This is a genomic window from Sphingopyxis indica (genome assembly GCF_032879645.1).
Lineage (GTDB): Bacteria > Pseudomonadota > Alphaproteobacteria > Sphingomonadales > Sphingomonadaceae > Sphingopyxis > Sphingopyxis indica.
This window is the reverse complement of record NZ_CP076394.1, coordinates 1,634,010-1,657,826: the sequence shown is the minus strand read 5'-3', so window position 1 is coordinate 1,657,826 and position 23,817 is coordinate 1,634,010. Positions and strand designations below refer to the sequence as shown.

Genomic DNA, 23,817 nt, shown 5'->3' with positions numbered 1-23,817 from the left:
ATTTGGCCAAGGAAGATATTCTCACCCTCGATGGTGTGATCGATGAAATCCTGCCCGACGCCCGTTTCGGCGTCGTGCTCGAAAATGGTCACCGCATCATCGCCTATACCGCCGGCCGGATGCGACGCTTTCGCATCCGGTCGGTCGTCGGCGACGCGGTTCGCGTCGAAATGACGCCCTATGACCTGACCAAGGGCCGCGTGATCTATCGCGAACGCGGCAACGCGCCCGTCAACGGGCAGCGCAGGCGGCGATGACCGCCCGCTGATTTTGAAAACCAAGCAAAGACGAATGATAAAGATGATGATTACGACAACCGCAACCACCCCGATTTTTCCGCGCCTCGTCGCACTGTCCCTCGCGGGCAAGGCGATTGCGCCCGCGGCGCCGCGCCGCCGCTCGCCGACGCTGTCGCGCCGCGAGCTCGCCCGGCTCATCGCCGACATGATCGACTGATCGACAAAGGAGCAAGCGCGTGTCGGCGAGCAGCGACTTCTATCTGACGCAGGCTGAAAAATGCACCGCCGACGCGGCGGGCTCCGTGCTCGACCGGGTGCGCGAGCGCAATTTGCGCGCCGCCGCCGCGTGGCGCGCGATGGCCGACCGGGTCATCCGCGCCGAAACCGCCCGCGCCGAAAAGGAAAAGGGCTGACGATCCTTCCGCGCCACGGCCCGCGCGGCTCAGCGTCCCTCGGCCTGCCGCTTCTTCGCGGCCTTGACGCCCTCGGCAAAGCCTTCCTTGGTGACCTTCACCGCCAGCCCCTTGCCGGACAGGAAGAAAGCGGCGCGCGGCATGGTGATATTGCCCTCGCTCGTCGCGAGCACCGCGCCCTGCGGGTTCACGCTCGCGACCTTGCCGAGCACATCGGCGCCATCGGCGGTGCGCACTTCGGCGCCGGGCTTCAGCGCGGCCTCGACCGCCGCGGCGTCCTTTTCGGCCTGATGCAGCACCGCCAATATCTTCGCCTTCGGTGCCTTCAGCGACGGCCCCTTCTTGCCGTCGACGAATGCGTTCTTCGGCACGACAAGGCCGTTGCCGTCGATCACCACCGCAACCTTGTCGCCGGCCACCTTGGCGATCGTCCCAACCTCTTCGCCGGCATTGTCATAGACTTTGGCGCCGGGGATCAGCGCGGTGGCGGGGGCCGGGTTCTGGGCGGCGGCAACGGGAACGGCGGCCGCGGCGAGGCACAGCGAAGCGAGCAAGCCGAGCGGCTTTGGCATGGATATCTCCTGCGAAAAACGGGCGAAAAACGTCCCGCTTTCACAGTCGTCGCGCCGGCGCCAACGGCAGGGTGCCGGACCGTGCAGGGAGCGCGACGGGCCGAGGGTTGCGAGGGGCGCGCGCTATAAACCTGCGCCGTCTCCCCGAGCGAAGACGAGGGGGGCGTTCGAGCGGAGCGAGAACCCGCAAGGTCGCCAGCCTCGACTTCGCTCGGCAGAGCCCCTCGTCTTCGCTCGGGGAGACGGGTGATTCAGATTTCGCACAATTTACCCTAACGCCCGCACCCTTTCAGCGCGACATTGAGCGCAGCGCTCGCCCCGGTCAGCGCCGCCTGCCCCTCCAGCGTGCCGTTGATGCGCAGATAGGCGGGATCGCGTCCCTGCTCGATCTGCGCGATCAGCGGCGATCCCGACAAACCCGCCTGCCAGAAAGTCGCCTCCCTGTTGCTCTGGATCATCGCGAGATTGGTCGTGCGGCCGTTGAAATTCCATGTCAGCGTCACCGGCCGCTCGGTGATCGGCTTCACCGTCAGCATGGCGAGCGCGGGGCGCCCAGCGTCGCAGAAGATGGTGATCGAACGGATGCGCGGCGAGGCGGCGGCGTCGACATAGGCGAGCGGCGCGCGGCCCTCGGCCGGCACGACCTCCCACGGCGTTCCCGGCGCCGCGACCGCCCCCTCGGGCGGGCTCTTCGCGACCATCGCCGCAATGTCGCGCGGCAGCGGCAGGCGCGTCGTGCTGCCCGTCAGATAGACCTTCAGACTGCCGCGCTCCCACAGCCCGACCTGCACCGCGCGGCGCCGCGGGTCGATCAGCACATAGGCCTGATCCTCGCCGCCCCGATGCGGCGCGTTGCCGGAGAAATAATAGAGGCCGCCTTCGCGGTTCAGCGGCCCGCCGACCTGCAGATTGGCCTTCAGCGTGCCGAGCTTCGGCCCCATCAGGCTTCGGATCACCGCCGCGACCGGCCCGGCGTCGAAGGCGTCGAAACCGCCCTGATACTGGCCCTCGAGCGAGGCGAGATTGGTCCAGTCGAGCGGCACCGCGGGCGCCGGCGGCGGCGCCTCGGGAACCGCGACCTCGGTGCCCTTGCAGCGGACATAGGGCTCGGGCCGCACGAACGCGCCCTCGAACGCGTCGATGCGCTGCCCCGGCGCCACATTGGACTCGACGAGCAGCGTCCCGCGTTTCTCGTCGGGGCTCGTGGTCAGCAGGACCATCCCGTAATCGTCGGCGGTCCTGGGAAAGGGAAAGAAGGCGTTGCTGATGCCTTCATAGCTGTTGCCGAAAAAGCTCGCCGCCCATTCGAACGGCCGCCCTGCGACCGTGCGCCCGCCCGATGTGAAGGCGAAACCATCGTCGCCGATCGCGATCCGCGGCTCGCGGCTGCAATCGCCTCCCGGGGCATAGCTGCCGTAATCGGCCTCCATCCCGGCGCCCTTCAGGCTCGTCATCGAAACCGCCAGTGCCATCGCCGGCACCAGCGCCAACCCACAGGCTGCGCCGAAAATCCCCGCCATCCGCATCGCCGACTCCCTCACCATCGCCGACCCTGCGCCAAAATGGCACGAAATCGTGACAGGGGAAAGACCGCCTCAACGCATCGACAGAAAGGCGGTGACCGTCAGCCGCCCGTCGAGCGGATCGGCGGACAGCGCGGCATCGGGCGCGATCGCCCCGCTGTGCAGATTCCAGCTGCGATAGAGCAGCGCGCGGTTGTAGCGCGCTTCGGCGCGATGCACGACTTCGAATGCGCCGGTGTCGCCGGCGACATAGGCCGGCGGCGGTTCGGGCTCGGCGGCGACCGCGGCGAAATAGGCGGCGCGGCGCGCCTCGGTCACGCATTCGAAACCCGTCGCGCGGTGCCGGTAAAAGGCCGTCCCGTCGCCGCCGTCGGGCGACAGATAATGGACGAGCGCGATGCGGTCGGGGGTGAAGGCGTCGCAATGCGGCAGCCGCTGCGCAATGCTCAGCGCCGCGGGCGGCGTGGTGACGATCGAAAAGCTCGCGTCGATCAGGTCGACCGCGCCGCTGCCGCCGAAAACCGCGCGCACGGCCGCGGCGATGATCGGCAGCTGGCTCTCCAGATAGGAACCGGGGATCGGCGCGCGGATACCGGGATAATGATGCTTCGCAGCCTCGAACTCCGCCGCGGCGGCGACCGCGCGCAGCGCGTCGGGGCGCGGCGCGAAATCGTCGAGCATGCACAGCGGCTGCGCCTCGGCACCGATGGTTTCGACCGTCAGCGGCACGCCGCCGCCCGCCCCAAGAGGAAATCGCGCTCGCGCTCGTTCGCGGTCAGCGCCGCCGCCGCCTCGAACGCCGCCTTCGCCTCGGCCTTGCGTCCCGCGCGCAGCAGGAAGTCGCCGCGCGCCGCGGGGAGCGGGGCATAGTTTCGCAAGGCCGCCTCCCCGGCGATCGCATCGACGAGCGCCAGCCCCGCCTCTGGCCCGAACGCCATGCTGTGCGCGACCGCGCGGTTGAGCTCGACCACCGGCGACGGCATCACCTGCCCCAACCGGTCGTAAAGCGCCGCGATCCGCTTCCAGTCGGTGTCCTCCGCCCGCCGCGCCCGGGCATGACACGCCGCGAGCGCCGCCTGCAACGCATAGGGCCCATCGGCGCCGCCGAGCGCATCGACCCGCTCCAGCGCCTTCAATCCGCGCCGGATGAGCAGCTGATCCCAGCGCGCGCGGTTCTGCTCGGGCAGCGGCACGAAGGCGCCGTCGGCGCCGGCCCGCGCCGCGAGCCGCGACGCCTGAATTTCCATCAGCGCGAGCAGCGCCAGCACCTCGGGCTCTTCGGGCATCAGCCCCGCGAGAATGCGCCCGAGCCGCTGCGCCTCGGCGCAGAGCGGCGGGCGCACCAGATCGGGTCCGCTCGTCGCGGCATAGCCTTCGTTGAAGATCAGATAGACCACCTCGAGCACCGACGCGAGCCGCGGCGCGAGCGCCCGGCCGCGCGGCACCTCGAACGCGACCCCCGCCTTGGCAATCGCCTTCTTGGCCCGCGTGATCCGCGCCGCGATCGCCGCCTCGTTCGACAGAAAGGCACGCGCAATCTCCAGGGTCGTCAGCCCGCCGACGAGCCGCAAGGTCAGCGCCGCGCGCGCCTCGGGCGAAAGCACCGGATGGCAGGCGGCGAAGATCAGCCCGAGCAGCTCGTCGCCCAGATCGTCGTCGAGCCGCGCTTCGAGGTGTTCGATGCTCATGTCGCGCGCGCCATCCGCCTCGCGGGCGATCTCGGCATGTTTGCGCTCCTGCATCGCGCTGCGCCGAAAGCCGTCGATCGCGCGGCGTTTCGCCGCCGCGGTCAGCCAGGCGCCCGGATTGGCGGGCACCCCCGCCCTCGGCCATTCGGCGAGCGCGAGCATCAGCGCGTCCTGCGCCAGTTCCTCGGCGCGGTCGACGTCGCGCGTCATCCGCGCAAGCGTCGCAATCAGCCGCGCCCGTTCGATCCGAAAGACTGCCTCGATCGCACGATGGGTTGCGTCCGCCGCCATGCGCAAGGGTTAGAAGCGCATGGCGGGGCGGGCAAGGGGTCAGCTCTTCGCGAGCTTCTCGCCGACGCCGTCATGGATCGCGGCCGCTTCGGGCGGGATGATATCGGCGAAATCCTCCATCTCGTAGAGCGGGCGAATCTCGATCTCGCTCGGCCCGAACATCGGGTTGGGACAGCGCTTCACCCATTCGACGGCCTCGTCCATATCCTTGACTTCCCACAGCCAATAGCCGGCAACCAGCTCGCGCGTCTCGGCGAAGGGGCCGTCGATCACGGTCCGGCTGGGGCCGTCGAACGCGACGCGCTTGCCGAACGAAGAGGGTTTGAGGCCGTCGCCGGCGACCATCACGCCGGCATTGACCAGCTCCTCGTTGAACTTGCCCATATCGACGAACATCTGATCGAGTTCGGGCGAGGGCGTCATGCCCTGCTCGCTGTCCTCGGTCGCTTTCACGAACACCATCACACGCATCGGTCATCTCCTCATTGGCGGGCCACCAGCGGCCTCGTACCAACACGACGAACCGGCCGGCGCAAAATCGACACGCCGCTCAAAAAAAATTCGGCGCCATGTCGCGCGCCCGGCGCGACCCGTCAGTCGCCGGGCTGTTCGACCATGATCGTCACCGGGTCGGGATAGAAAGCGACATGGCCCGCGATCGCAGCGACCGTGTCATAGGGCGCTTCATAGGTCCATACCGCATTGCGTTCCTGCGCCCCCGGCAGCACGAGGTCGAAATAGCCCGCCTCGCCCTTATAGGGGCAATAGCTGCGGTGTGCGGACGGGGCGAGCACCGCCATGTCGACATCCTTGCGCGGTATATATTGCACCGGAGGATAGTCGGCTTCGCACAAGGTCAAGGCATCGTGGCTGTCGGCAATCACCCGGTCGCCGACCCGCACCACGACGCGGCCCGAACAGGGGACGATGTCGATCGGGTGGTCAGCGCCCGGTATCCGTTTCACGCGCTCGGTCATATGACGTCTCCTTCGTTTGCCAGATGGGGGCTGTCCGCCCGCCGCGCCAGTGGTGCGATTGGACAGCGAAGCGGCCCGCCCTATATCGAAGCGATGGAATCGACCTGGACCGGGGATCGGGTCGCAGCAGGCAGGAGAAAAAAATGACCACGCCCTTTGCGCTGCGCGGCCTCGACCATATCGTCCTGCGCGTCGTCGACCTCGACCGGATGCTCGGCTTCTACAAACAGGTGCTCGGCTGCACCGACGAACGCGCGCAACCCGAAATCGGCCTGCACCAGCTGCGCGCCGGCCGCGCGCTGATCGACCTCGTGCCCGTGGATGGAAAGCTCGGCGCGATGGGCGGCGCGCCGCCGGGACGCGAAGGCCGCAACGTCGACCATTTCGCGCTCGCCATCGAACCGTTCGACGAGCCCGCAATCCGCGCCCACCTCGCCCGCCACGACGTCGCGGTCGAACAGGCCGGCCAACGCTACGGCGCCGAGGGCGAAGGCCCGTCGATCTATATCAGCGATCCCGAAGGCAATATCGTCGAGCTAAAGGGCCCGGCGAGCGGCGGCTAAGCTGCGACGTCGGCGGGGCTGGCATATGCGAGGATGATGGCGGCTTGCGACCGGTTGCGGTCATAAGGGTCCTCCCCGGCACGGGGAGGGGGACCATGCGAAAGCATGGTGGAGGGGCGCCCTCGGTTTACGCTGCGTTCAAAGAGGGAAAGGCAAACCGCCTGTGCCCCTCCACCACCCTGCGGGTGGTCCCCCTCCCCCAAGGGGGAGGACCGTCCGCTCCCCACCCCAAATCGGACATCCGCCGCAAAAAACCGCTGTCCTACATTGTTCAACTATGCCAGCCTTCGTCACGGCTCTTTCGACAAGTGGATAAAAGCGGTCACGGTTTACACATGCGAACGGAAGCCGGCGCGGCAAGTTCGACGAACGCGGCCGCACAAGGCTGAACTTTGCTGAACTTTGAAACGGCGACGCGAACCCGGCTCGCGACATCCGAAGGCGGCAAGGGCAACGGGCCAACCCAAAAGCCGGCACCACGCCCACACACCATCCCCCTTGCGCCGCTTTCCGTTTACGTTAAGGTCAGCCTCAAATCCGCAACCGGAGAGTGAGTCATGGCCCTTCCCCCCGTCTTCGATCGCCTGCGCCTGCCCGTCATCGGTTCGCCGCTCTTCATCGTTTCCGGCCCCGACCTCGTCATCGCGCAGTGCAAGGCGGGGATCGTCGGCAGCTTTCCGGCGCTCAACGCGCGGCCGCAGTCGCTGCTCGACGAATGGCTGCACCGGATCACCGAGGAGCTCGCGGCGTGGGACCGCGACAATCCCGACCGCCTTTCGGCGCCCTTCGCGGTCAACCAGATCGTCCACAAATCGAACGACCGGCTCGAGGCCGACATCGCGACCTGCGAGAAGTGGAAGGTGCCGATCACCATCACCTCGCTGGGCGCGCGCGAAGAGCTCAATCAGGCGGTGCATGGCTGGGGCGGCATCACGCTCCACGACGTCATCAACGACCGCTTCGCGCGCAAGGCGATCGAAAAGGGCGCCGACGGCCTGATTCCCGTCGCCGCGGGTGCGGGCGGCCACGCCGGGGTGCAATCGCCTTTCGCGCTGGTGCAGGAAATCCGCAGCTGGTTCGACGGCCCCGTCGCGCTGTCGGGCGCGATCGCGCACGGCCGCTCGATCCTCGCCGCGCAGGCGTGCGGCGCCGACCTCGCCTATATCGGCAGCGCCTTCATCGCCTGCGCCGAGGCCAATGCCGACGATGGCTACAAGAACGGCATCGTCGAAGGCCGCGCCGCCGACATCGTCTATTCGGATCTCTTCACCGGCGTTCACGGCAATTATCTGCGCGGGTCGATCGTCAACGCCGGGCTCGACCCCGACAATCTGCCGCAGGGCGACCTCAAGACGATGAATTTCGGCTCGGGCGGCAATACCAAGGCAAAGGCGTGGAAGGACATCTGGGGATCGGGCCAGGGCATCGGCTCGGTCGAAGCGGTGCGCCCCGTCGCCGATTTCGTCGACCAGCTGGCGGCGCAATATCGCGACGCATGGCGCGAGTTGCAGGATAAATATATCGGCTAGAGCCTGATGACACAAAGCTACAAAGAATATCGCTCAACCGTTCGCGCTGAGCTTGTCGAAGCACCGTCCTTTCTTTTGGCGGCCGAAAACAAGACCGGCCCTTCGACAAGCTCAGGGCGAAAGCTATTTATCTTTGTGGCTTTGTGTCTTCGTGCGAACCAAATAACGGGCCGTGACAGGAAGAAACAGCGCTGTTCGGACGGACGGCCTACGCCCCGAACAGCTTGTCGATTGCTTCGTCGAGGTACGGCCGGTCGGCGAACAGCCGCATCGGGTCGCGCCGGTTGAGCCAGAAGCCCAGCCGGTGCCGGTCGGTGAGCGCGCGCCGCGTCGCATCCTGGAGCAGCCGCAGCCGCATGATCGCCACCCGCCGCGCGGTGCGCGGATCGCCCGGCGCCTGCGCCGCGAAATGCGCGCGCACGCGTTCGACGCGCGCCGCCACCGCGTCGCTGTAACCATGGTGCGGGCCGCGATGCAGCGCGTGCCCCGACTCAAGCGCCGTCCGCTCGCTCGCCGGCAGCACCAATCCGTTGAGGTCGAAGCGCTGGAGCGCGAACCCCTCGCTGCGCAGCGCGTCGAACATCGCCGCCATTTGCGTGCGCCGCAGCAGCGCGACGAGGATCAGATGGTGGCGCTGAAAACCGCCGCACACGGGCACCGCGCCCTGCCAGCGCCGCCGATGGACCGATGCCGCAGCCGCAAGCCGCAATCAGCCGCCCCGCCCGAATTCGGCGCGCACGGTCGGCGTCGCGACCCCGCGATCGGGTGGGCGCAGGCGAACCGTCTCGCCCGGTTGCAGCCCGCGCGTTTCCTGCGCTTCGAGCAGCGGACCATTGAGCATCAGGTCCAGCGCGAGCCGCGCGACGCGCTTCACCATGTCAGCGATCGTCCACCCGACGGGAATCGGGGCTTCGATCTCCTGTCCCGAAAACAGGCTCAGACCGCGCGTGCGCACCACCGCCTCGCCCGCCGCTTCGACGCGCCGAAAGGCGACGAGGTGGAGCACCGGCGGCATACCGCTCACCAGCATTTCGGCCATCGCGGCGCGAAACTGCGGCGCGTCGGACCACAGCCGCGCCGGCGGCCAGAAGACATGGCTCGCGTCGAACAGGTCGAGCAACAGCACGATCATTTGAAAGCTCGCGCGCATTGCGGGCGCCTGCACCGACGTCGCTTCCTCATCGCACCAAAGCGCCCAGCATCCGCCGCCCGCGCGCCAATCGGCGGGCAGGCTGGTCGCGAGCGAACTCGTCGCGGGGTCGTGCGGATCGGCTTCCGCCAGCTCCGCCTCGCCGGCGCGCGCGATCGTCGCCGCGACGCCCCCGAAATGCAGGCGATAGCGCGGCGTGGCGTCGCCGTCGCCCACCGCGCGTTCGGGCTTCAGCCCCATGCGCCGAAATCCCGCTTCGAACGCCGCGGACAGGCTTGGGCCGAGGATCAGGGCAAAGGGCTTTGACGACACCGACAGCATCCCCGGTCACAGGATCGCCCCTGCATCGCAAGAAGGCGCGGCTTGCGCAAACCCTTATTACGTCCGTTCCGGGCCGTTCCTAGAGTGATTTCGAGTGAAATGGAACATTTCACGGCTCGGAAATCACGGCAAAACAGGAATCTAGAGTGCCGGTTTTGATTCTATCAAAACCGAACGCACTCTAGATCGCGACCTGACTTCCCAGTTCGACCACGCGATTGGTCGGCAGGCGGAAATATTCCATCGCGCTTTCCGAATTGCGCAGCATCCACGCGAACAGCTTCTCGCGCCAGATCGGCATTCCCGGTGATTTGGCGGCGATCAGTGTCTGGCGCGACAGGAAGAAGCTCGTCTCCAGCATCTTGAACTCGCCGCCGCATCCGGTGACGCGCTTCAGCGCCTCGGGAACGTCGACCGGCTGCATGAAGCCATAGTTCAGGATCAGGCGGTGAAAGCCCTGCCCCAGGTCGTCGAGCTTGCACAAACTGTCTTCGCGCACGAAGGGCACGTCGGCGATCTTGATCGTCAACAGGATGATCCGCTCGTGCAGCACCTTGTTGTGCTTCAAATTGTGAAGCAGCGCGTGCGGCACCCCGTCGGACGAGGAGGTCATGAACACCGCCGTCCCCGGCACGCGCGTCGCGCTGTTCGCCGCCGATTTGACGAAGACCGGGATCGGCATCGCGCCGGCGGCCATTTCCTGCTGCATCAGCTTGCGCCCGCGCGACCAGGTGGTCAGCAGCGTGAAGATGGTCAGGCCGATCGCCAGCGGCACCCAGCCGCCGTCAGGCACCTTGATCAGATTCGCGCCGAAATAGGCGATGTCGACGATGAAAAAGAGCGCGAGCAGCGGCAGCGCCTTCCACGCCGGCCATTTCCACAGCACGAACAGCACGACGCACATCAAACATGTGTCGATGAACATCGCCCCCGTCACCGCGATGCCATAGGCCGCGGCGAGGTTGCTCGACGATCCGAAGAAGAGGACGAGGATGATCACCATCGTCATCAGGAACCAGTTGACCACCGGGATATAGATCTGTCCCGCCGCCGAGGCGCTCGTATGCTCGACGCGCAGGCGGGGGATGAAGCCGAGCTGGATCGCCTGCTGGGTCAGCGAAAAAGCGCCCGAGATCACCGCCTGGCTCGCGATGATCGTCGCCAGCAGCGCGAGCATGACCACGGGGATGCGCCACGCATCGGGCATCATCAGAAAGAAGGGGTCCTGAATCAGCCCGAGCCGCGTGCCCATGTCGGCCTCGAGCACCATCGCGCCCTGTCCCATGTAATTGAGCATCAGCGCGGGCAGCACGAAGCACAGCCACGACAGGCCGATCGGCGCGCGCCCGAAATGCCCCATGTCGGCATAGAGCGCCTCGGCCCCCGTCACCGCGAGCACCACCGCGCCGAGCGCGATGAAGGCGGTGAAGCCGTCGAGATAGAAAAAGCGCAGCGCGTTGATCGGGTTGAGCGTGTGGACGATGATCGACGGATGATCGACGATGTGCATCACCCCGAGCACCGCGAGCATCAGGAAATAGCCGAGCATGATCGGCCCGAACAGCGCGCCGACCTTGGCCGTCCCGCGCGATTGCAGTGCGAACAGCCCGATCAGGATCGCGAGCGCGATCGGCACGATATAGGGCTGGAACCCCGGATTGACGTAATTCAGACCCTCGGTCGCCGACAGCACCGACATCGCCGGGGTAATCATGCTGTCGCCATAGAAGAGCGCGGTCGCGAACACGCCGAGCAGGATGATCGGCCACGTCCAGCGCGCCTCGCCCGACGAGCGGCTGATCAGCGCGAGCAGCGCCAGGCTGCCCCCCTCGCCCTTGTTGTCGGCCTTCATGATCGTCAGCACATATTTGAAGGTGACGACCAGCATCATCGACCAGAAGACCAGGCTGAGCACGCCATAGATGTGCAGCCGGTCGGGGTCGATCGAATGATGCCCGGCAAAGGTTTCGCGAAAGGCGTAGAGCGGGCTCGTCCCGATATCGCCGAAGACCACGCCGACCGCGCCGACCGCAAGCTTCAGCTTGCTGTCGCCATGGTGGCCGTGGCCGTGATGGCCCGTATCGGCGGCGAGCGCGGCGCTACCCGCACCGCCCGCCGCCTGTTGCGACTCAGCAGTCATGGCGCGCCTTTAGACGAGCGAGCGGAAGAACAACAGGGGCGATCATGACCCCGCCGCATCTTCGGGCGGCAGCCCCGGCCCCATCGCCCGGCGCAGCTGCGCAAGCCGCATCTCGAGGTCGGGGCGCCACGGCGCGTCGGCGGGACTGCGCGCGAGCAGGTCGCTCCACACGCGGTCGGCGCCCTGCAAATCGCCGCTCTGCGCCATCGCGAGCCCCGCGAAAAAGGGCGGCGCCGGGTGCGCGGGATCGCGCTTCGCCGCCTCGTCAAAGGCGAGCGCGGCGGCAGGCGACATCACCCCGCCGCCATGCGCGACGAGCGCATTGCCGAGCGCGACCCACAAATCGACATTGTCGGGATTGCTTTCGAGCCCCTTTTCGAGCGTCTGCGCCGCAAGCTCGGTCTTCCCCGTCCGCGCAAAGCCGTCCGACATCGCCAGCCACTTTGCCGCGGGGCCGAAACGGTCGGCCATCCCCTGCCGCGTATCGGTCAGCGCCTCGCCGAAGCTTTCGGGCTCGGACCGCACCACCGGCTTGCCGGGCAGCGCGGGATCCCCCTGCAGGGCATAGCCCGCGAGCCCGAGCATGATCGCCGCCGCCGCGAGCGGCCGCGACGCCGCGGGCAGCCTGCCGAGCCAGAAGAGGCCGCCGACAGTCAGCCCCGCGGCGACCAATATCCACGCCCAGATCATGGCTCCCCGCCTCCCCCGCCGCGCAGCCGCCCGAAGGCGAGCCACAGCCCCACCGCGAGGAACAGCAGCGGCGCGAGCCACAAAAGCGCGGTCGCGCCATCGAAGGGCGGGTCGTAACTCACCCAATTGCCATAGCGCGCAACGAGCCATTTGCGGATCGCATCGGGACTCTCGCCCGCCGCGATCTTGCTGCGAACCTCGTGCCGCATGTCGCCGGCGAGCGGCGCGTCGCTGTCGGCGATCGACTGGCCCTGACAGACGAGGCAGCGCAGCGTCTCCATCAGCGCCTTCGCCTCGGCCTCCTTCGCCGGGTCGGCGAGCTGCTGATAGGCATAGGGCGCGGGCGGGAGGCGATCCTGCGCGGCGACGGGTGACCAAAGGCTTGAAAAGACCACCGCGAGCCAAAAAGCCGCCGTGATAAACACCCCCCTCACTTCATCGCCTCCAGCTTCGCCATGATCTCGGGTACTTGCTCGGCAAGAATCACGCCCTGGATCTGCTCGCGGATGATCCCCTTGCCGTCGACCAGAAAGGTTTCGGGCACCCCCGACGACCCCAATGCGATCTGCACGCTGCTCTGCACGTCGGCACCGATGCGGTCGAACGGATTGCCGTTCTCGCGCAGAAAGGCCGCGACATCCTCGGGCCGGTCGCGGATCGCGATGCCGTCGATCGGCACCCCCGCGGCCTTGAGCGCCTCGAGCTGCGGCGCTTCGGCGCGGCACGGGATGCACCAGCTCGCGAAAATATTGACCAGCCGCGGCCGGCCGTCGGCGAGGTCGCTGCTCTTGAGCCCAGCGACGCCTCCGGTCGCGGGCGGCAGGTCGAACAGCGGCATCGGCTTGTCGATCCATTGCGATTCGATCAGCGTCTCGGCGGGCACCGTCAGCCGATAGACGAACGCCCCGAACAGCAGCGCCATGATCGCGAGCGGCACGAAGAGAACCCAGCGCGACCTCATGCGAAACGCTCCTCCAGCTTGCGCGCCCGCCGCGCGCGCCAGATCGCGAGCAATTGCGCACGCCCGAGCAAGGCCATCGCCGCGCCGGTCGCGATCAGCGCGCCGCCGAGCCATATCCACCACACGAGCGGCTTCCACCACAGGCGCAGCTGATAGCGCTGCGCCCCGTCGGCGCCGGTCACCGGCTGCCCGATCACCGCATAAAGCTGCCCGCCCGGCCGCGTCAGCAGCGCCGCCTCGTTCGTCTCGGTCGGCGGCCCGCCCATCAGGCCGGGGAAGGTGCGCGCCGCGGGATGCAGCACGAAGCGGTCGCCATCGGGCGTCGCCGCGATCAAGGTCGCCTTGACCGCGGTATAGTTCGGCCCCGCGACCGGCTCGACGCCTTGGAAGGTCACCGAAAAATCGGCGACGCGCACCGTCTCGCCCGGCGCGGCGGCGACGAGCCGTTCCTTGATGAACGCACTCTCGGCCGCCATCCCGGCGAGCGCGACCGCGACCCCGAAATGCGCGAGCACCATGCCCCAGACCGGCAGCGGCGTGCGGCGGAGGTTGCGCTTCCACAGCGGCGCAAGGCTCGCGACCGCGACGACTGCGGCGACCGTCATGCCGAGCAGCGGCAGGATGCCGACCTGCCCGCCGAACAGCACGAGCCCGAACAGCACCGCCGCCCCCGCGAACAGCGCCAGCGGCAGGCGCGACCAGAGCGTGCGCCCGTCGTCGCGGCGCCAGCGCAGGAGCGGCCCGGCAACCATCACGAGGCACAGGATCAGCGCGAGCGGCCCCGCGACCTTGTTGTAATAAGGCGGCCCGACCGAAATCTTCTCGCCCATCGCCTCCGCAACGATCGGATAGAGCGTGCCCAGGAGCACAAGCGCGAGGATCGTCGTCAGCAGCAGATTGTTGATGACGAGCGCGCCCTCGCGGCTCAGGAGCGCGAAGGTCTTGCCCTCGGCGACCGTCCCGGCGCGCAGCGCGAACAGCGTCAGCGCCCCGCCGATATAGATCGCCATCAGCACGAGCAGAAAGGTGCCGCGCTCGGGATCGACGGCAAAGCTGTGGACGCTGGTGAGCAGCCCCGAGCGGACGATGAAGGTGCCGACCATCGACATCGAGAAGCCGATCACAGCGAGCATCACCGTCCACGCGCGCAGCGCGTTGCGCGTCGCCGTCACCGCGACCGAATGGAGCAGCGCGGCGCCGGCGAGCCACGGCACCAGCGACACATTCTCGACCGGGTCCCAGAACCACCAGCCGCCCCAGCCGAGCTCATAATAGGCCCAATAGCTGCCCGCGGTGATGCCGAGGGTCAGGAAGATCCAGCTCCCGAGCACCCAAGGCCGCATCGCGCGCGCGAAGGCCGGCCCGACCTCGCGCGTCACCAGCGCCCCGACCGCGAAGCTGAACGCGACCGAAAGCCCGACATAGCCGACATAGAGCGTCGGCGGGTGGAACGCCAAACCGGGGTCCTGCAGCAAGGGATTGAGCCCCTGTCCGTCGGGCGGTGCGATGGGCAGCCGGTTGAACGGGTTCGACGAAAAGAGCAGGAAGGCGAAAAATCCCAGGCTCAGCGCCGCCTGCGCCGCCAATGTCGCGATCAGCGTATCTTCGCGCAGCCGCCTCTCGAACAGCGCGACGAGCGCTCCCGACAGGCCGAGGATCGTCAGCCACAACAGCATCGACCCTTCGTGATTGCCCCACGCCCCCGCGATCTTGAACAGCATCGGCTTCAGGCTGTGGCTGTTGCGCGCGACGAGTTCGACCGACATGTCCGAGCGCGCGAACAGCGCGATCAGCAACGCGAACGACGCCGCGGTCAGCACCCCCTGCGCGACGCTCGCCGGCCGCACCAGCGCCGCCAGCTCGGCCTTGCCACCGCGCACGAACGCGATGCCCGCGACCAGCGACAGGCACGCGAGCGCCGCCGCCATCCACAGGAGCGCCAGGCCGAGTTCGGCGATCATTGCGCTACCTCGTCCGCCACGAACCGGAAAGGCAAAACCCTCATTCCCCCGCCGTCACCTTCATATCCTTGGGCATATCGCCCATCTGCGGCGGCATATAGCGCTCGTCATGCTTGGCGAGGATGCGGTCGGCGACGAACACGCCATCGGCGCGCATCCGGCCGTCGGCGACCATCCCGGCCTTTTCGGCGAACAGGTCGGGGACGATGCCGGTGAACTCGACCGGCACCGACGCCTTGCCGTCGGTCGCGACGAAGCGGATCGTCACCCCGTCATCGAGCCGCTCGAGGCTGCCCGCGGCGACCATGCCGCCCAGCCGCATCGGTTCGCCGACCTTCGCATGGCCGCCCGCCACCTCTTCGGGAGTGCGGAAATAGGCCGCCTCGTCGCGCAGCGCGCTCGCGCCAAGCACCCCCGCCCCCGCCACCCCGGCGAGCGCGACGAGCGCGAGGATCAGCCTTTGATGCTTCGCTTTCATGTCCGATTCCTGCGCAGCGCATCGCTCCGCTTTTCGGCTTTGCGCATCGCCCGCCAGCTATGCCACAGCACCGCCCCGGTCGAAAGCGCGGTCAGCGCATAGGCCGCCGCGACATAGGCCCATTGGCCGCCCCCGCTGATCACCCCCGTCACCGCTTCACGCTCCCTCGTCGTCCGCGAGCCGCCGCAGCCGCGCCGCGACGCGGTTGTCGGCGATGATCCGCCGCATCCGCATCAAGACGATCGCGCCGAACAGCAACGTAAAGCCCAGCACGGTCAGCCCGAGCGGCCAGAGCAAGGACCCGTCGATGCTCGACCCGCGCAAGGTGATGCTCGGCCCCTGATGCAGGCTGTTCCACCACACGACGCTGCGGTTGATGATCGGAATGTTGATCGCGCCGACCAGCGCATAGATGGCGGCGCCGCGCGACAGCGACCCGCCGCGCCCCTGCCCGTCGCCCTCCATCGTCAGCGCGAGGAAGCCCGCATAGAGGAACAGCAGGACGAGCATCGAAGTCATCCGCCCGTCCCATTCCCACCAGGTCCCCCACGTCGGCTTGCCCCAGATCGAGCCGGTGGCAAGGCACAGCGCGGTGAAGAGCATCCCCGGCACAGCGATCGCCCGCGCCGCGATCCCGGCGAGCGGGTGGCGCCAGACGAGCTGGACGAGCCCGGTGATGGCAAGCGCGCTCCACCCGCCCATGCCGAGCCACGCCGCCGGCACATGCACATAAAGAATCCGCGCCGTATCGCCCTGCTTATAATCGCCCGGCACCAGCATCAGCCCCGCCCACGCCCCCGCAAGCACGAGCGCGAGCCCCAGGCCGAGCAGCCAGGGCGTCAACGGACGGGCAATGGCCAGGAAACGGGTCGGATTCGCATAGGCATGCATCGCGCGCCGGCTTTAGGCGAGCGAAAGGCGGCGGTCCAGCCCCATGGCGGGAGGGGGTGCGCGGTGGACGGAGTTGATGGGCCGCCTTATCCGGGATGACGAATGGTCGGAAAACGACCGATAGGCGACGATCGGCATTTCATAACCTTGTCATTCCCGCGAAAGCGGGAATCCAGATCGTGCGTCGGCTGACTCCACACTGGATTCCCGCTTTCGCGGGCACACCATTGTTATAACTCGTTGGAAGTAGCTATTTGAGCTCTTGAGAGAAGAGCTGCTTCTTCAGCCGCCGCCTGCGCACGTTACGCAAGTCGCGATCGCGGGATTGTTGCGGAGCCTCGCCTCGGCAATCTCCTCGCCACAGTTGATGCAATACCCAAATTCGCCCGTTTCGATCCTTTGGAGCGCGGCCTCAACCTGACGCCGCTGACTGGCGCGGCGCCGCTGCTGAGCGAGCGCCATTGCCTGCATCTGCATCGCGTCGATGCGGGACAGGCGTCCGACGCTGTCCTGTTCGAGCGTCACCGGCGCCGTACCTTCGCGGCCGAGCGCATCCTCCTCGTCGAGCGCTTGAAGCTGTGCTTTCAGGAGGACGCGGGCGGTGTCGGGCGAGAGCGGCATCGTGGGGTCAGCGGAAGAGCAGCACCGGGATGGTGCAGGATCGGATCATCTCGGTCGTCGTGCTGCCAACGAGCATCGCGCGGAACGGGCTGTGGCCATAGGCACCCATGACGAGCATCTTCGCGCCGCGCGCTTCGATGTCGAGCGCGATCACTTCTTCGGGTTTGCCGTCGATCAGGCTCACGCGTGCATCCTTGTGCATGACCAGGATTTCCCTCGCCCATTTGAGGTGCGACTGATTGCCCGCGTCATCGCGTCCCGCCATGACAACATGCAGCACCGCATCCGCAAACAGCGGTGACGTCGTCGCGTAGACGAGCGCCTTGCGCGCACTCGGCCCGCCATCGAATGCGATCGTGACTGCACCGGGAGGCGTGAAGGCACGCGCGGCGACGAGCACCGGCTTTTCGCTCTGGCGCACGACGCGCTCGACCTTGCTGCCAAGATGCCCCTTGGCAAAATCGGCCGAGGCGCCGCGCTTGCCGATGACGACGATATCGGCATCGATCTCGCGCTCGATGATCGTTTCAACGATTCCCCCGTGCCGGTGCGTCGTTGCGATGCGGTCATAGCCAAGTTGGGTTAGATGCGTCTTCGCCGCCGCGAGTAGCGCGCGCCCTTGTTCTTGCGCCAGCTTGCCCTCGCTTTCGTCGATTTGAACCAGCTCCTCGAGTAGTGCCGACTTGGCGCCGAGCCCGACCGCGCCCGACAGGTCGCGGCGCGCGGCAACCGCGTCGCGGCGCTGGATGACGTGCAGCACCTCGACCTCTGCTGACAAGTGTCCAGCGGCCCAGGCAGCATGGTCGATAACGCTCGTCGCATAGAGCGATGCGTCGATGCAGGCTAATATGCGGGTCATGCCCTTCTCTCCCTCAATGTGCGGCGAGGCGTGCTTCGGCGTCAGGCTTGTTCGATATGCCGAACCGGTCGATCATCGTCGCGCTTGCTTCGTTGAGCCCGAGTACTTCGACTGCGGTGCCTTCCCGCCGCAATTTGATCACCGCCTTGTCGAGCGCGGCAACCGCCGAAATATCCCAGAAATGGGCGTCGCGGACGTCGATCACGACCTTCTCGATCACTTCGCGAAAGTCGAAGGCGGCAAGGAAACGCTCGACCGAGGCGAAAAAGATCTGGCCCGTGAAATGATAGGAGCGCGTCGACCCGTCGGCGGACAGGCTGGAATCCACCGCAAAGAGCGCGCGCACCTTGCTCGCGAAGAAGATGCCCGACAGCAACACGCCGACGAGGACGCCCTTGGCAAGATCGTGCGTCGCGACGACCGCGACAACGGTCGCGACCATTACGACCGAGCTGTGCCAAGGATTGGTGCGCAGTTCCCTGATCGACCGCCAGCTGAAAGTGCCGATCGACACCATGATCATCACCGCGACGAGCGCGGGCATCGGAATCTGCGCGACGAGCGGGCCGAGCACGACGATCAGGAAGAGCAGGAAACTGCCCGCGACGAAGGCTGAAAGCCGCCCGTCGCCTCCCGATTTCACATTGATCACCGACTGGCCGATCATCGCGCAGCCGCCCATGCCGCCGAAGAAGCCGGTGACCAAATTGGCGATACCCTGTCCCTTGACCTCGCGCTGTTTGTCGCTGGGCGTGTCGGTGAGGTCGTCGACGATCTGCGCGGTGAGCAGGCTTTCGAGCAAGCCTACCGCCGCCATCGCCAGCGAATAAGGGAAGATAATCGCGAGCGTCTCGAAGGACAGCGGCACCTTAGGTAGCGCAAAGAAAGGAAGCGCCGAAGGAAGATCGCCCATATCGCCGACGCGGTTGACATCGAGATTCCAATGGATCGCGGCTGCGGTCAGAATGATGATCGCAACCAGCGGCGAAGGTATAGCCTTCGTCAAGCGCGGCAGCAGGTAGATGATTACGAGCGCCGTGGCGACAAGCGGGTAGGTCATCCAGCCGACGCTGATGAGCTGTGGCAGCTGCGCCATGAAGATCAGGATCGCGAGCGCATTGACGAAGCCGGTCACGACCGATTTGGAAACGAACTGCATCAGGAGATCGAGCCGCAACAGACCGCCGATAAACTGGAACACCCCCATCAGGATCGTCGCGGCGAAGAGATATTCGATGCCATGCTCCTTGACGAGCGGGACGATCAGCACCGCGATCGCAGCGGTCGCGGCCGAGATCATCCCGGGTCGCCCGCCGACAAGCGAAATGATCACCGCGATCGAGAATGAGGATCAGCGTGCAATAGGCACCCCCTTCGTGGGGTGATCGGCGTGCAAAAAGGACCCCTTCATCCCGGGGATTTAGTCGGCCGACTGGTTTTGATCAGTTGGCGAGAACGGGATGTTGATCGTGGAGACAGTGGTTCGGATTCGGCGTGAGCATGCAGCGGGGAAGGCGATCAAGGCGATCGCGCGCGACCTTCGTTTGTCGCGGAAGGTAGTCCGCAAGGCGATCCGGTCGCCGGAGGCGGCGTTCAACTATCAGCGCAAAGTCCAGCCGCTGCCGCGGATCGGTCCTTATCAGGATCGTCTCGATGCGCTGCTTGAGGAGAACGAAGGTCGCGGCCGCCGCGATCGGCTACGGATGACGCGTATCCATGACCTGCTGGTGCGCGAGGGGTTCGATGGATCCTATGATGCGGTGCGCCGCTATGCGGCGCGCTGGCGTGCTGCGCGGCGGAAGGATGCTGGCGAAGGCGCACCGGCGTTCATCCCGATGACCTTCCAGCCGGGTGAGGCCTACCAGTTCGACTGGAGCCACGAGGATGTGGAGATCGCCGGCAAGCCGATGCGGGTGAAGGTGGCGCATATGCGTCTCTGCGACTCGCGCGCACCTTATGTCCGGGCTTATCCGCGCGAGGGCCAGGAGATGCTGTTCGATGCCCATGCCCGGGCGTTCGCTTTCTTCGGGGGTGTGCCGCGACGCGGTATCTACGATAATATGAAGACGGCGGTGACGGCCGTGTTCACCGGCAAGGAACGTGTGTTCAACCGCCGCTTCCTGATCATGACCGATCATTACATGGTCGAGCCGACCGCCTGCTCGCCGGCGGCGGGATGGGAGAAGGGCCAGGTCGAGCAGCAGGTCCAGACGATCCGAGGCCGCTTCTTCCAGCCGCGGCTCCGGTTCGCCAGCTTGGCTGAGCTCAACGGGTGGCTCGAGGCCGAGTGCCGGCGCTGGGCCGAGCATCATGCCCATCCCGAACGCGGGGATATCACCGTCGCCGAGGCGCTGGATATGGAGCGACCGGCCTTGCAGCCGATCCTGGCACCGTTCGACGGCTTCCATGAGAGCGAGCATGCGGTCACCGGCACCTGCCTCATCAGCTTCGATCGCAACCGCTACTCGGTCATGTCGACGGCCGCACGCCGGACCGTTCAGGTGCGCTCCTATGCCGATCGCATCGTCATACGCTGCGGCGATGCGCTCGTCGGGGAGCATGAGCGCCACTTCGGTCGGAACCGCACGATATACGATCCCTGGCATTATCTGCCGGTCCTCGCGCACAAGCCCGGCGCGCTGCGTAACGGCGCACCGTTCCAGGACTGGGATCTGCCGCCCGCCCTGCACCGATTACGGCGAAGGCTGGGCACCGGGGACGAGGCCGATCGCAGGTTCGTGCGGGTCCTCTCGGCGGTGCTCACCGATGGCCTGGAGCCGGTAGAGGCTGCCGTGCGCGAAGCGCTGGCGAGTGGAACGGCCAGCGACGAGCTGATCCTCAACATCCTCTCCCGGCGCCGCGAGCCGGCGACACCCCACAGCATCGTCACTTCGGAAGACCGGATGCTGCGGCATCCTCCGCTCGCCGACTGTGCCCGCTATGATCTGCTGCGAGGCTATGATGCAGCGGCATGATATGATCGACACGATGCGCGGCCTCGGACTCAAGGGCATGGCGGCGGCGTTCGACGAGGCGGTCACCACCGGCCTCCAGCGCAAGCGCACCACCATGGAGATACTGACCGATCTGCTCCGCGCCGAGGCGACCCACCGGGATGCAGCCTCCATCCGCTATCGGATGACGGCTGCGAGGCTGCCCGTGGTGAAGGACCTGGAGCGGTTCAGCTTCGAGGGCACGCCGATCAATGAGGAGATGATCCGGTCCCTTCATGACGGCTCCTTCCTCCCGCCTCGCCGCAATATCGTGCTGGTCGGCGGCACGGGGACAGGCAAGACCCACCTCGCCATCGCGATCACCGCCAATGTCGTGCGAAGTGGCGCTCGCGCCCGCTACTTCAACACCGTCGATCTGGTGACACGCCTCGAAGAGGAGACCCGGATCGGCAAGGGCGGGACCTTGGCGGCGCAGCTGTCGCGGCTCGACCTGATCGTGCTCGACGAGCTCGGTTATCTGCCGTTCGCCCGCTCGGGAGGGCAGTTGCTGTTCCACCTCATCAGCAAGCTTTATGAGCGGACCAGCGTCATCATCACCACGAACCTCGCCTTCGGCGAATGGCCGACCGTGTTCGGCGATCCCAAGATGACCACGGCGCTGCTCGACCGCGTCACCCACCACTGCGATATCGTCGAGACGGGCAACGACAGCTGGCGCTTCAAAAACCGCAGCTGACAGCCACCTTCGGCGCCTTCAAAAATCTATCTTGCGCTGCGCGCGCCTCCGGTCGGGCTACGCCCGCCCTCCGCCGCACGCAGCGCAAGGCCATCTTCAACAAACCAGCATCATATTATCCGAAAAGGGGGTCCCTCTTCGACGCCGATCGGGGGTCCCTTTTGAACGCCGTTTGACACTAATGTCGCCAGAGACACCCCCACCAAAGCCGCGTTACCGATCCTGGTCCTCATAACTGCCTCCCCAATCACATTTGCTATTTTGCTATGGGACGGTGGTAAGAGGCTGAAGGGCACAGCCGCAAGGCCACTCTGGCCGCAGTGAGACATTGCTATCAGGCCGTGAGAAAAGGCTATGACGCCGCTCATGAGCGCAGAGCAGGCTCATGTAGTTCGCGCAACAGACGACTGGAACCCAATCGAAGGTGCGAGCGACACTAGGTGTTTAGTCCCAGCATGTGATGGTGTGGCTCCATATTGAAGATATCCGGCTTGGATTTCCAGAGCTCTTCGATGGCTTCATAGGGTGTTTTGAAGCGTAAGGCTTTCAGCTGCTTGGCGAAGTTGTAAGCGACCAGCCAGTCGCGGACATGGCGGCGCAGTTCGTTGATCGACGTGTAATGGAAGGATTTGACGGTGGCCTCCTTGATGGTGCGCACCATCCTTTCGGCCTGGCCATTGGTCCACGGGTGATAGGGCTTGGTGAGCCGGTGCTCGATGCCGTTCTGCTCGCAGACGCGGCCGAAGATATGGCCGATCCATCCCAGTGTGCCGCCCTGGTCGCGCTGAACGAACTGCACGCCGTTGTCGGTCAGGATGGTGTGTATCTTGTAAGGAACCGTCTTGATAAGCACGCGAAGGAACGCTGCCGCGGCAAGCTAGACGCCTCGAAAAACCTCTGGCGTCTAGCGGCTTGAGCTGATTCACTGCCTTGGCGTGACAGCGGAGGCGGTGATGGCAGGACAGCCGGGTTTCTTTGATCTTTCGGACCGTTATGAGGCGCTGAGCGCGGCGGGCGATCCGCTGGAACGGCTGTCGGCGGTTGTCGACTTCGAGGTTTTCCGCGGGCCGCTGGTCGCGGCGCTCCGGCGGAGCGCGCGTGGCAAGGGCGGGCGGCCGCCATTCGATCCGGTGCTGATGTTCAAGATTCTGGTTCTGCAGGCGCTGTACTCGTTGTCGGACGAGGCAACCGAGTTCCAGATCAAGGATCGTCTGTCGTTCCAACGGTTCCTGGGCCTCGGCCTCGATGGCACGGTGCCCGACGCGACGACAGTGTGGCTGTTCCGCGAACGCCTGGTCAAGGCGAAGGCGATCGACCGGCTGTTCGCTCGGTTCGATGCGGCGCTCACCGACCGGGGTTATCTCGCCATGGGCGGTCAGATCATCGACGCCACCGTTGTGTCGGCGCCCAAACAGCGCAACACCGAAGCAGAGAAGACGGCGATCAAGGAGGGCCGTGTTCCCGCAGCCTGGCAGGCAAAACCCGCAAAGCTCCGCCAGAAGGATCGCGATGCGCGCTGGAGCATCAAGTACACCAAGGCGAAGGTAAAGGAGGGCGTCGATCCCAAGGTATCCAAGCCGGTCGACCTTGCCATCCCGATGTTCGGCTACAAGAACCACATCGGCATCGATCGGGCGCACGGATTGATCCGCACCTGGGACGCGAGCGCAGCCAATGCTCACGATGGCGCACGGCTGCCCGAAGTGGTCAGCAAGGACAACACCGGTTCGGGCGTCTGGGCTGATACCGCTTACCGGTCGAAAAAGAACGAAGCCTTCCTCGCCAGGGGCATGTTCACCAGCCACATCCACCAGAAGAAGCCGCCGCGCCGGCCGATGCCCGAGCGCATCGCCAGGGCCAATGCGAAGCGCTCCGCCGTGCGCTCGGCAGTCGAGCACGTGTTCGCCGGGCAAAAGCACCGCATGGGGCTCGTCGTGCGAACCATCGGCATCGCCCGCGCCCGCATCAAGATCGGCATGGCAAACCTGGCCTACAACTTCCAGCGCCTCGCCTGGCTCGAGGGGCGTACTGCGCCCGCGTGACGCGGAAATGATCCCAAAAGGGCCTGCCAAGCCGTAAAATCAGCAGAAAACAGCCCGCAGGCGCGCCCAATCACGCCAACTTGAGCCATCTCGCGTCCATCACCCATAATCCAGGGGTTCTTCGAGGCGGCCAACTTCTGTAGAATGCTCCACGGCTCGTCCTCCTGCGATGAGGATAGGCTCGGCCACTCCGAGCAACCCTCGCCATCACAGTGCAG

The 23,817-nt window shown here is 66.3% G+C and carries 25 protein-coding genes and 3 pseudogenes; 8 read left to right on the top strand and 20 right to left on the bottom strand.

Going from position 1 to position 23,817, the window contains the following annotated elements; genetic code table 11:
* Nucleotides 1–2 precede the first annotated feature (2 nt).
* From infA to KNJ79_RS07765, 3 genes are read left to right on the top strand one after another with little or no spacing between them, the layout of a single operon-like run.
* Nucleotides 3–257, top strand: coding sequence for a translation initiation factor IF-1 (infA, locus tag KNJ79_RS07775; protein WP_317153475.1), 255 nt, complete (start codon nt 3–5; stop codon nt 255–257).
* Nucleotides 258–300: 43 nt separating this feature from the next.
* The gene (locus KNJ79_RS07770; protein WP_170935397.1) at nt 301–456 is read left to right on the top strand and encodes a hypothetical protein; all 156 of its coding nucleotides are present in this window, start codon (nt 301–303) and stop codon (nt 454–456) included.
* A gap of 19 nt (nt 457–475) precedes the next feature.
* On the top strand, nt 476–652 hold the full coding sequence (locus tag KNJ79_RS07765; RefSeq protein WP_170935396.1) for a hypothetical protein: 177 nt from the start codon (nt 476–478) through the stop codon (nt 650–652).
* Nucleotides 653–681: 29 nt separating this feature from the next.
* Here KNJ79_RS07765 and KNJ79_RS07760 read toward each other — a convergent pair whose 3' ends face one another.
* The 6 genes and pseudogenes from KNJ79_RS07760 to KNJ79_RS07735 all read right to left on the bottom strand — a co-directional run bounded on the left by KNJ79_RS07760 (nt 682) and on the right by KNJ79_RS07735 (nt 5,703).
* Complete coding sequence (locus KNJ79_RS07760; RefSeq protein ID WP_317153474.1) at nt 682–1,224, bottom strand: hypothetical protein; 543 nt, start codon at nt 1,222–1,224, stop codon at nt 682–684.
* Nucleotides 1,225–1,496: 272 nt separating this feature from the next.
* Nucleotides 1,497–2,768 carry a hypothetical protein gene (locus KNJ79_RS07755; protein WP_317153473.1) on the bottom strand — a complete coding sequence of 424 codons (1,272 nt, stop codon included), beginning with the start codon at nt 2,766–2,768 and terminating at the stop codon, nt 1,497–1,499.
* Between the two features lie 51 nt (nt 2,769–2,819).
* Nucleotides 2,820–3,476 carry a DUF6445 family protein gene (locus KNJ79_RS07750; protein ID WP_317153472.1) on the bottom strand — a complete coding sequence of 219 codons (657 nt, stop codon included), beginning with the start codon at nt 3,474–3,476 and terminating at the stop codon, nt 2,820–2,822.
* Nucleotides 3,467–4,726, bottom strand: a complete 1,260-nt coding sequence (locus KNJ79_RS07745) for an RNA polymerase sigma factor (RefSeq protein WP_317153471.1) — start codon at nt 4,724–4,726, stop codon at nt 3,467–3,469. The genes KNJ79_RS07750 and KNJ79_RS07745 overlap by 10 nt, the downstream gene beginning before the upstream one ends.
* A gap of 111 nt (nt 4,727–4,837) precedes the next feature.
* A pseudogene (locus KNJ79_RS07740) lies at nt 4,838–5,197 on the bottom strand (YciI family protein); the annotation flags it as partial.
* A gap of 122 nt (nt 5,198–5,319) precedes the next feature.
* A complete protein-coding gene (locus KNJ79_RS07735) occupies nt 5,320–5,703 on the bottom strand; it encodes a DUF427 domain-containing protein (protein WP_089214221.1) in 384 nt (127 codons plus the stop codon).
* A 143-nt stretch (nt 5,704–5,846) separates the two neighbouring features.
* On the opposite strand from KNJ79_RS07735, the gene KNJ79_RS07730 reads away from it, so the two are divergent.
* Entirely contained in the window at nt 5,847–6,266 is a 420-nt protein-coding gene (locus KNJ79_RS07730; protein WP_317153470.1) for a VOC family protein, read from the top strand.
* A 557-nt stretch (nt 6,267–6,823) separates the two neighbouring features.
* The gene (locus KNJ79_RS07725; protein WP_089214219.1) at nt 6,824–7,795 is read left to right on the top strand and encodes an NAD(P)H-dependent flavin oxidoreductase; all 972 of its coding nucleotides are present in this window, start codon (nt 6,824–6,826) and stop codon (nt 7,793–7,795) included.
* Nucleotides 7,796–8,003: 208 nt separating this feature from the next.
* Here KNJ79_RS07725 and KNJ79_RS07720 read toward each other — a convergent pair whose 3' ends face one another.
* The 13 genes and pseudogenes from KNJ79_RS07720 to KNJ79_RS07660 form a co-directional block, all read right to left on the bottom strand.
* On the bottom strand, nt 8,004–8,504 hold the full coding sequence (locus KNJ79_RS07720) for an AHH domain-containing protein (protein WP_317153469.1): 501 nt from the start codon (nt 8,502–8,504) through the stop codon (nt 8,004–8,006).
* Nucleotides 8,505–9,257: a hypothetical protein gene (locus KNJ79_RS07715; protein ID WP_317153468.1), complete on the bottom strand. Its 753-nt coding sequence runs from the start codon at nt 9,255–9,257 to the stop codon at nt 8,505–8,507.
* 190 nt (nt 9,258–9,447) lie between these two features.
* Nucleotides 9,448–11,406, bottom strand: a complete 1,959-nt coding sequence (locus KNJ79_RS07710) for a potassium transporter Kup (RefSeq protein WP_089214215.1) — start codon at nt 11,404–11,406, stop codon at nt 9,448–9,450.
* Between the two features lie 42 nt (nt 11,407–11,448).
* Complete coding sequence (locus KNJ79_RS07705) at nt 11,449–12,096, bottom strand: tetratricopeptide repeat protein (RefSeq protein ID WP_317153467.1); 648 nt, start codon at nt 12,094–12,096, stop codon at nt 11,449–11,451.
* Entirely contained in the window at nt 12,093–12,530 is a 438-nt protein-coding gene (locus tag KNJ79_RS07700; protein WP_394357155.1) for a cytochrome c-type biogenesis protein, read from the bottom strand. Before KNJ79_RS07700 ends, KNJ79_RS07705 begins: the two co-directional genes overlap by 4 nt.
* The gene (locus KNJ79_RS07695) at nt 12,527–13,057 is read right to left on the bottom strand and encodes a DsbE family thiol:disulfide interchange protein (RefSeq protein WP_317153466.1); all 531 of its coding nucleotides are present in this window, start codon (nt 13,055–13,057) and stop codon (nt 12,527–12,529) included. Before KNJ79_RS07695 ends, KNJ79_RS07700 begins: the two co-directional genes overlap by 4 nt.
* Nucleotides 13,054–15,018, bottom strand: a complete 1,965-nt coding sequence (locus tag KNJ79_RS07690; protein WP_317153465.1) for a heme lyase CcmF/NrfE family subunit — start codon at nt 15,016–15,018, stop codon at nt 13,054–13,056. Before KNJ79_RS07690 ends, KNJ79_RS07695 begins: the two co-directional genes overlap by 4 nt.
* Before the next feature lie 40 nt (nt 15,019–15,058).
* Nucleotides 15,059–15,496, bottom strand: coding sequence for a cytochrome c maturation protein CcmE (ccmE, locus tag KNJ79_RS07685; RefSeq protein ID WP_317153464.1), 438 nt, complete (start codon nt 15,494–15,496; stop codon nt 15,059–15,061).
* Entirely contained in the window at nt 15,493–15,648 is a 156-nt protein-coding gene (locus tag KNJ79_RS07680) for a heme exporter protein CcmD (protein WP_089214210.1), read from the bottom strand. Before KNJ79_RS07680 ends, ccmE begins: the two co-directional genes overlap by 4 nt.
* A gap of 4 nt (nt 15,649–15,652) precedes the next feature.
* Nucleotides 15,653–16,387 (bottom strand): heme ABC transporter permease CcmC, encoded by a 735-nt coding sequence (ccmC, locus tag KNJ79_RS07675; protein ID WP_089214209.1) that lies wholly within the window; start codon nt 16,385–16,387, stop codon nt 15,653–15,655.
* A 282-nt stretch (nt 16,388–16,669) separates the two neighbouring features.
* Nucleotides 16,670–17,008, bottom strand: a complete 339-nt coding sequence (locus tag KNJ79_RS07670) for a TraR/DksA family transcriptional regulator (RefSeq protein WP_317153463.1) — start codon at nt 17,006–17,008, stop codon at nt 16,670–16,672.
* Nucleotides 17,009–17,015: 7 nt separating this feature from the next.
* Nucleotides 17,016–17,867 (bottom strand): universal stress protein, encoded by an 852-nt coding sequence (locus tag KNJ79_RS07665; protein ID WP_317153462.1) that lies wholly within the window; start codon nt 17,865–17,867, stop codon nt 17,016–17,018.
* 13 nt (nt 17,868–17,880) lie between these two features.
* Nucleotides 17,881–19,218, bottom strand: a pseudogene (locus KNJ79_RS07660) (SulP family inorganic anion transporter); the annotation flags it as partial.
* Between the two features lie 109 nt (nt 19,219–19,327).
* Between KNJ79_RS07660 and istA the strand changes: the two are divergent.
* Entirely contained in the window at nt 19,328–20,842 is a 1,515-nt protein-coding gene (gene istA, locus KNJ79_RS07655) for an IS21 family transposase (protein ID WP_317152380.1), read from the top strand.
* Nucleotides 20,829–21,557: an IS21-like element helper ATPase IstB gene (gene istB, locus KNJ79_RS07650; RefSeq protein WP_317153878.1), complete on the top strand. Its 729-nt coding sequence runs from the start codon at nt 20,829–20,831 to the stop codon at nt 21,555–21,557. Before istA ends, istB begins: the two co-directional genes overlap by 14 nt.
* A 436-nt stretch (nt 21,558–21,993) precedes the next feature.
* Here the strand turns inward: istB and KNJ79_RS07645 are convergent.
* Nucleotides 21,994–22,434 (bottom strand): annotated as a pseudogene (locus KNJ79_RS07645) (integrase core domain-containing protein); the annotation flags it as partial.
* Between the two features lie 76 nt (nt 22,435–22,510).
* On the opposite strand from KNJ79_RS07645, the gene KNJ79_RS07640 reads away from it, so the two are divergent.
* Entirely contained in the window at nt 22,511–23,599 is a 1,089-nt protein-coding gene (locus tag KNJ79_RS07640) for an IS5 family transposase (protein ID WP_317153461.1), read from the top strand.
* The last annotated feature ends 218 nt before the right edge of the window (nt 23,600–23,817 follow it).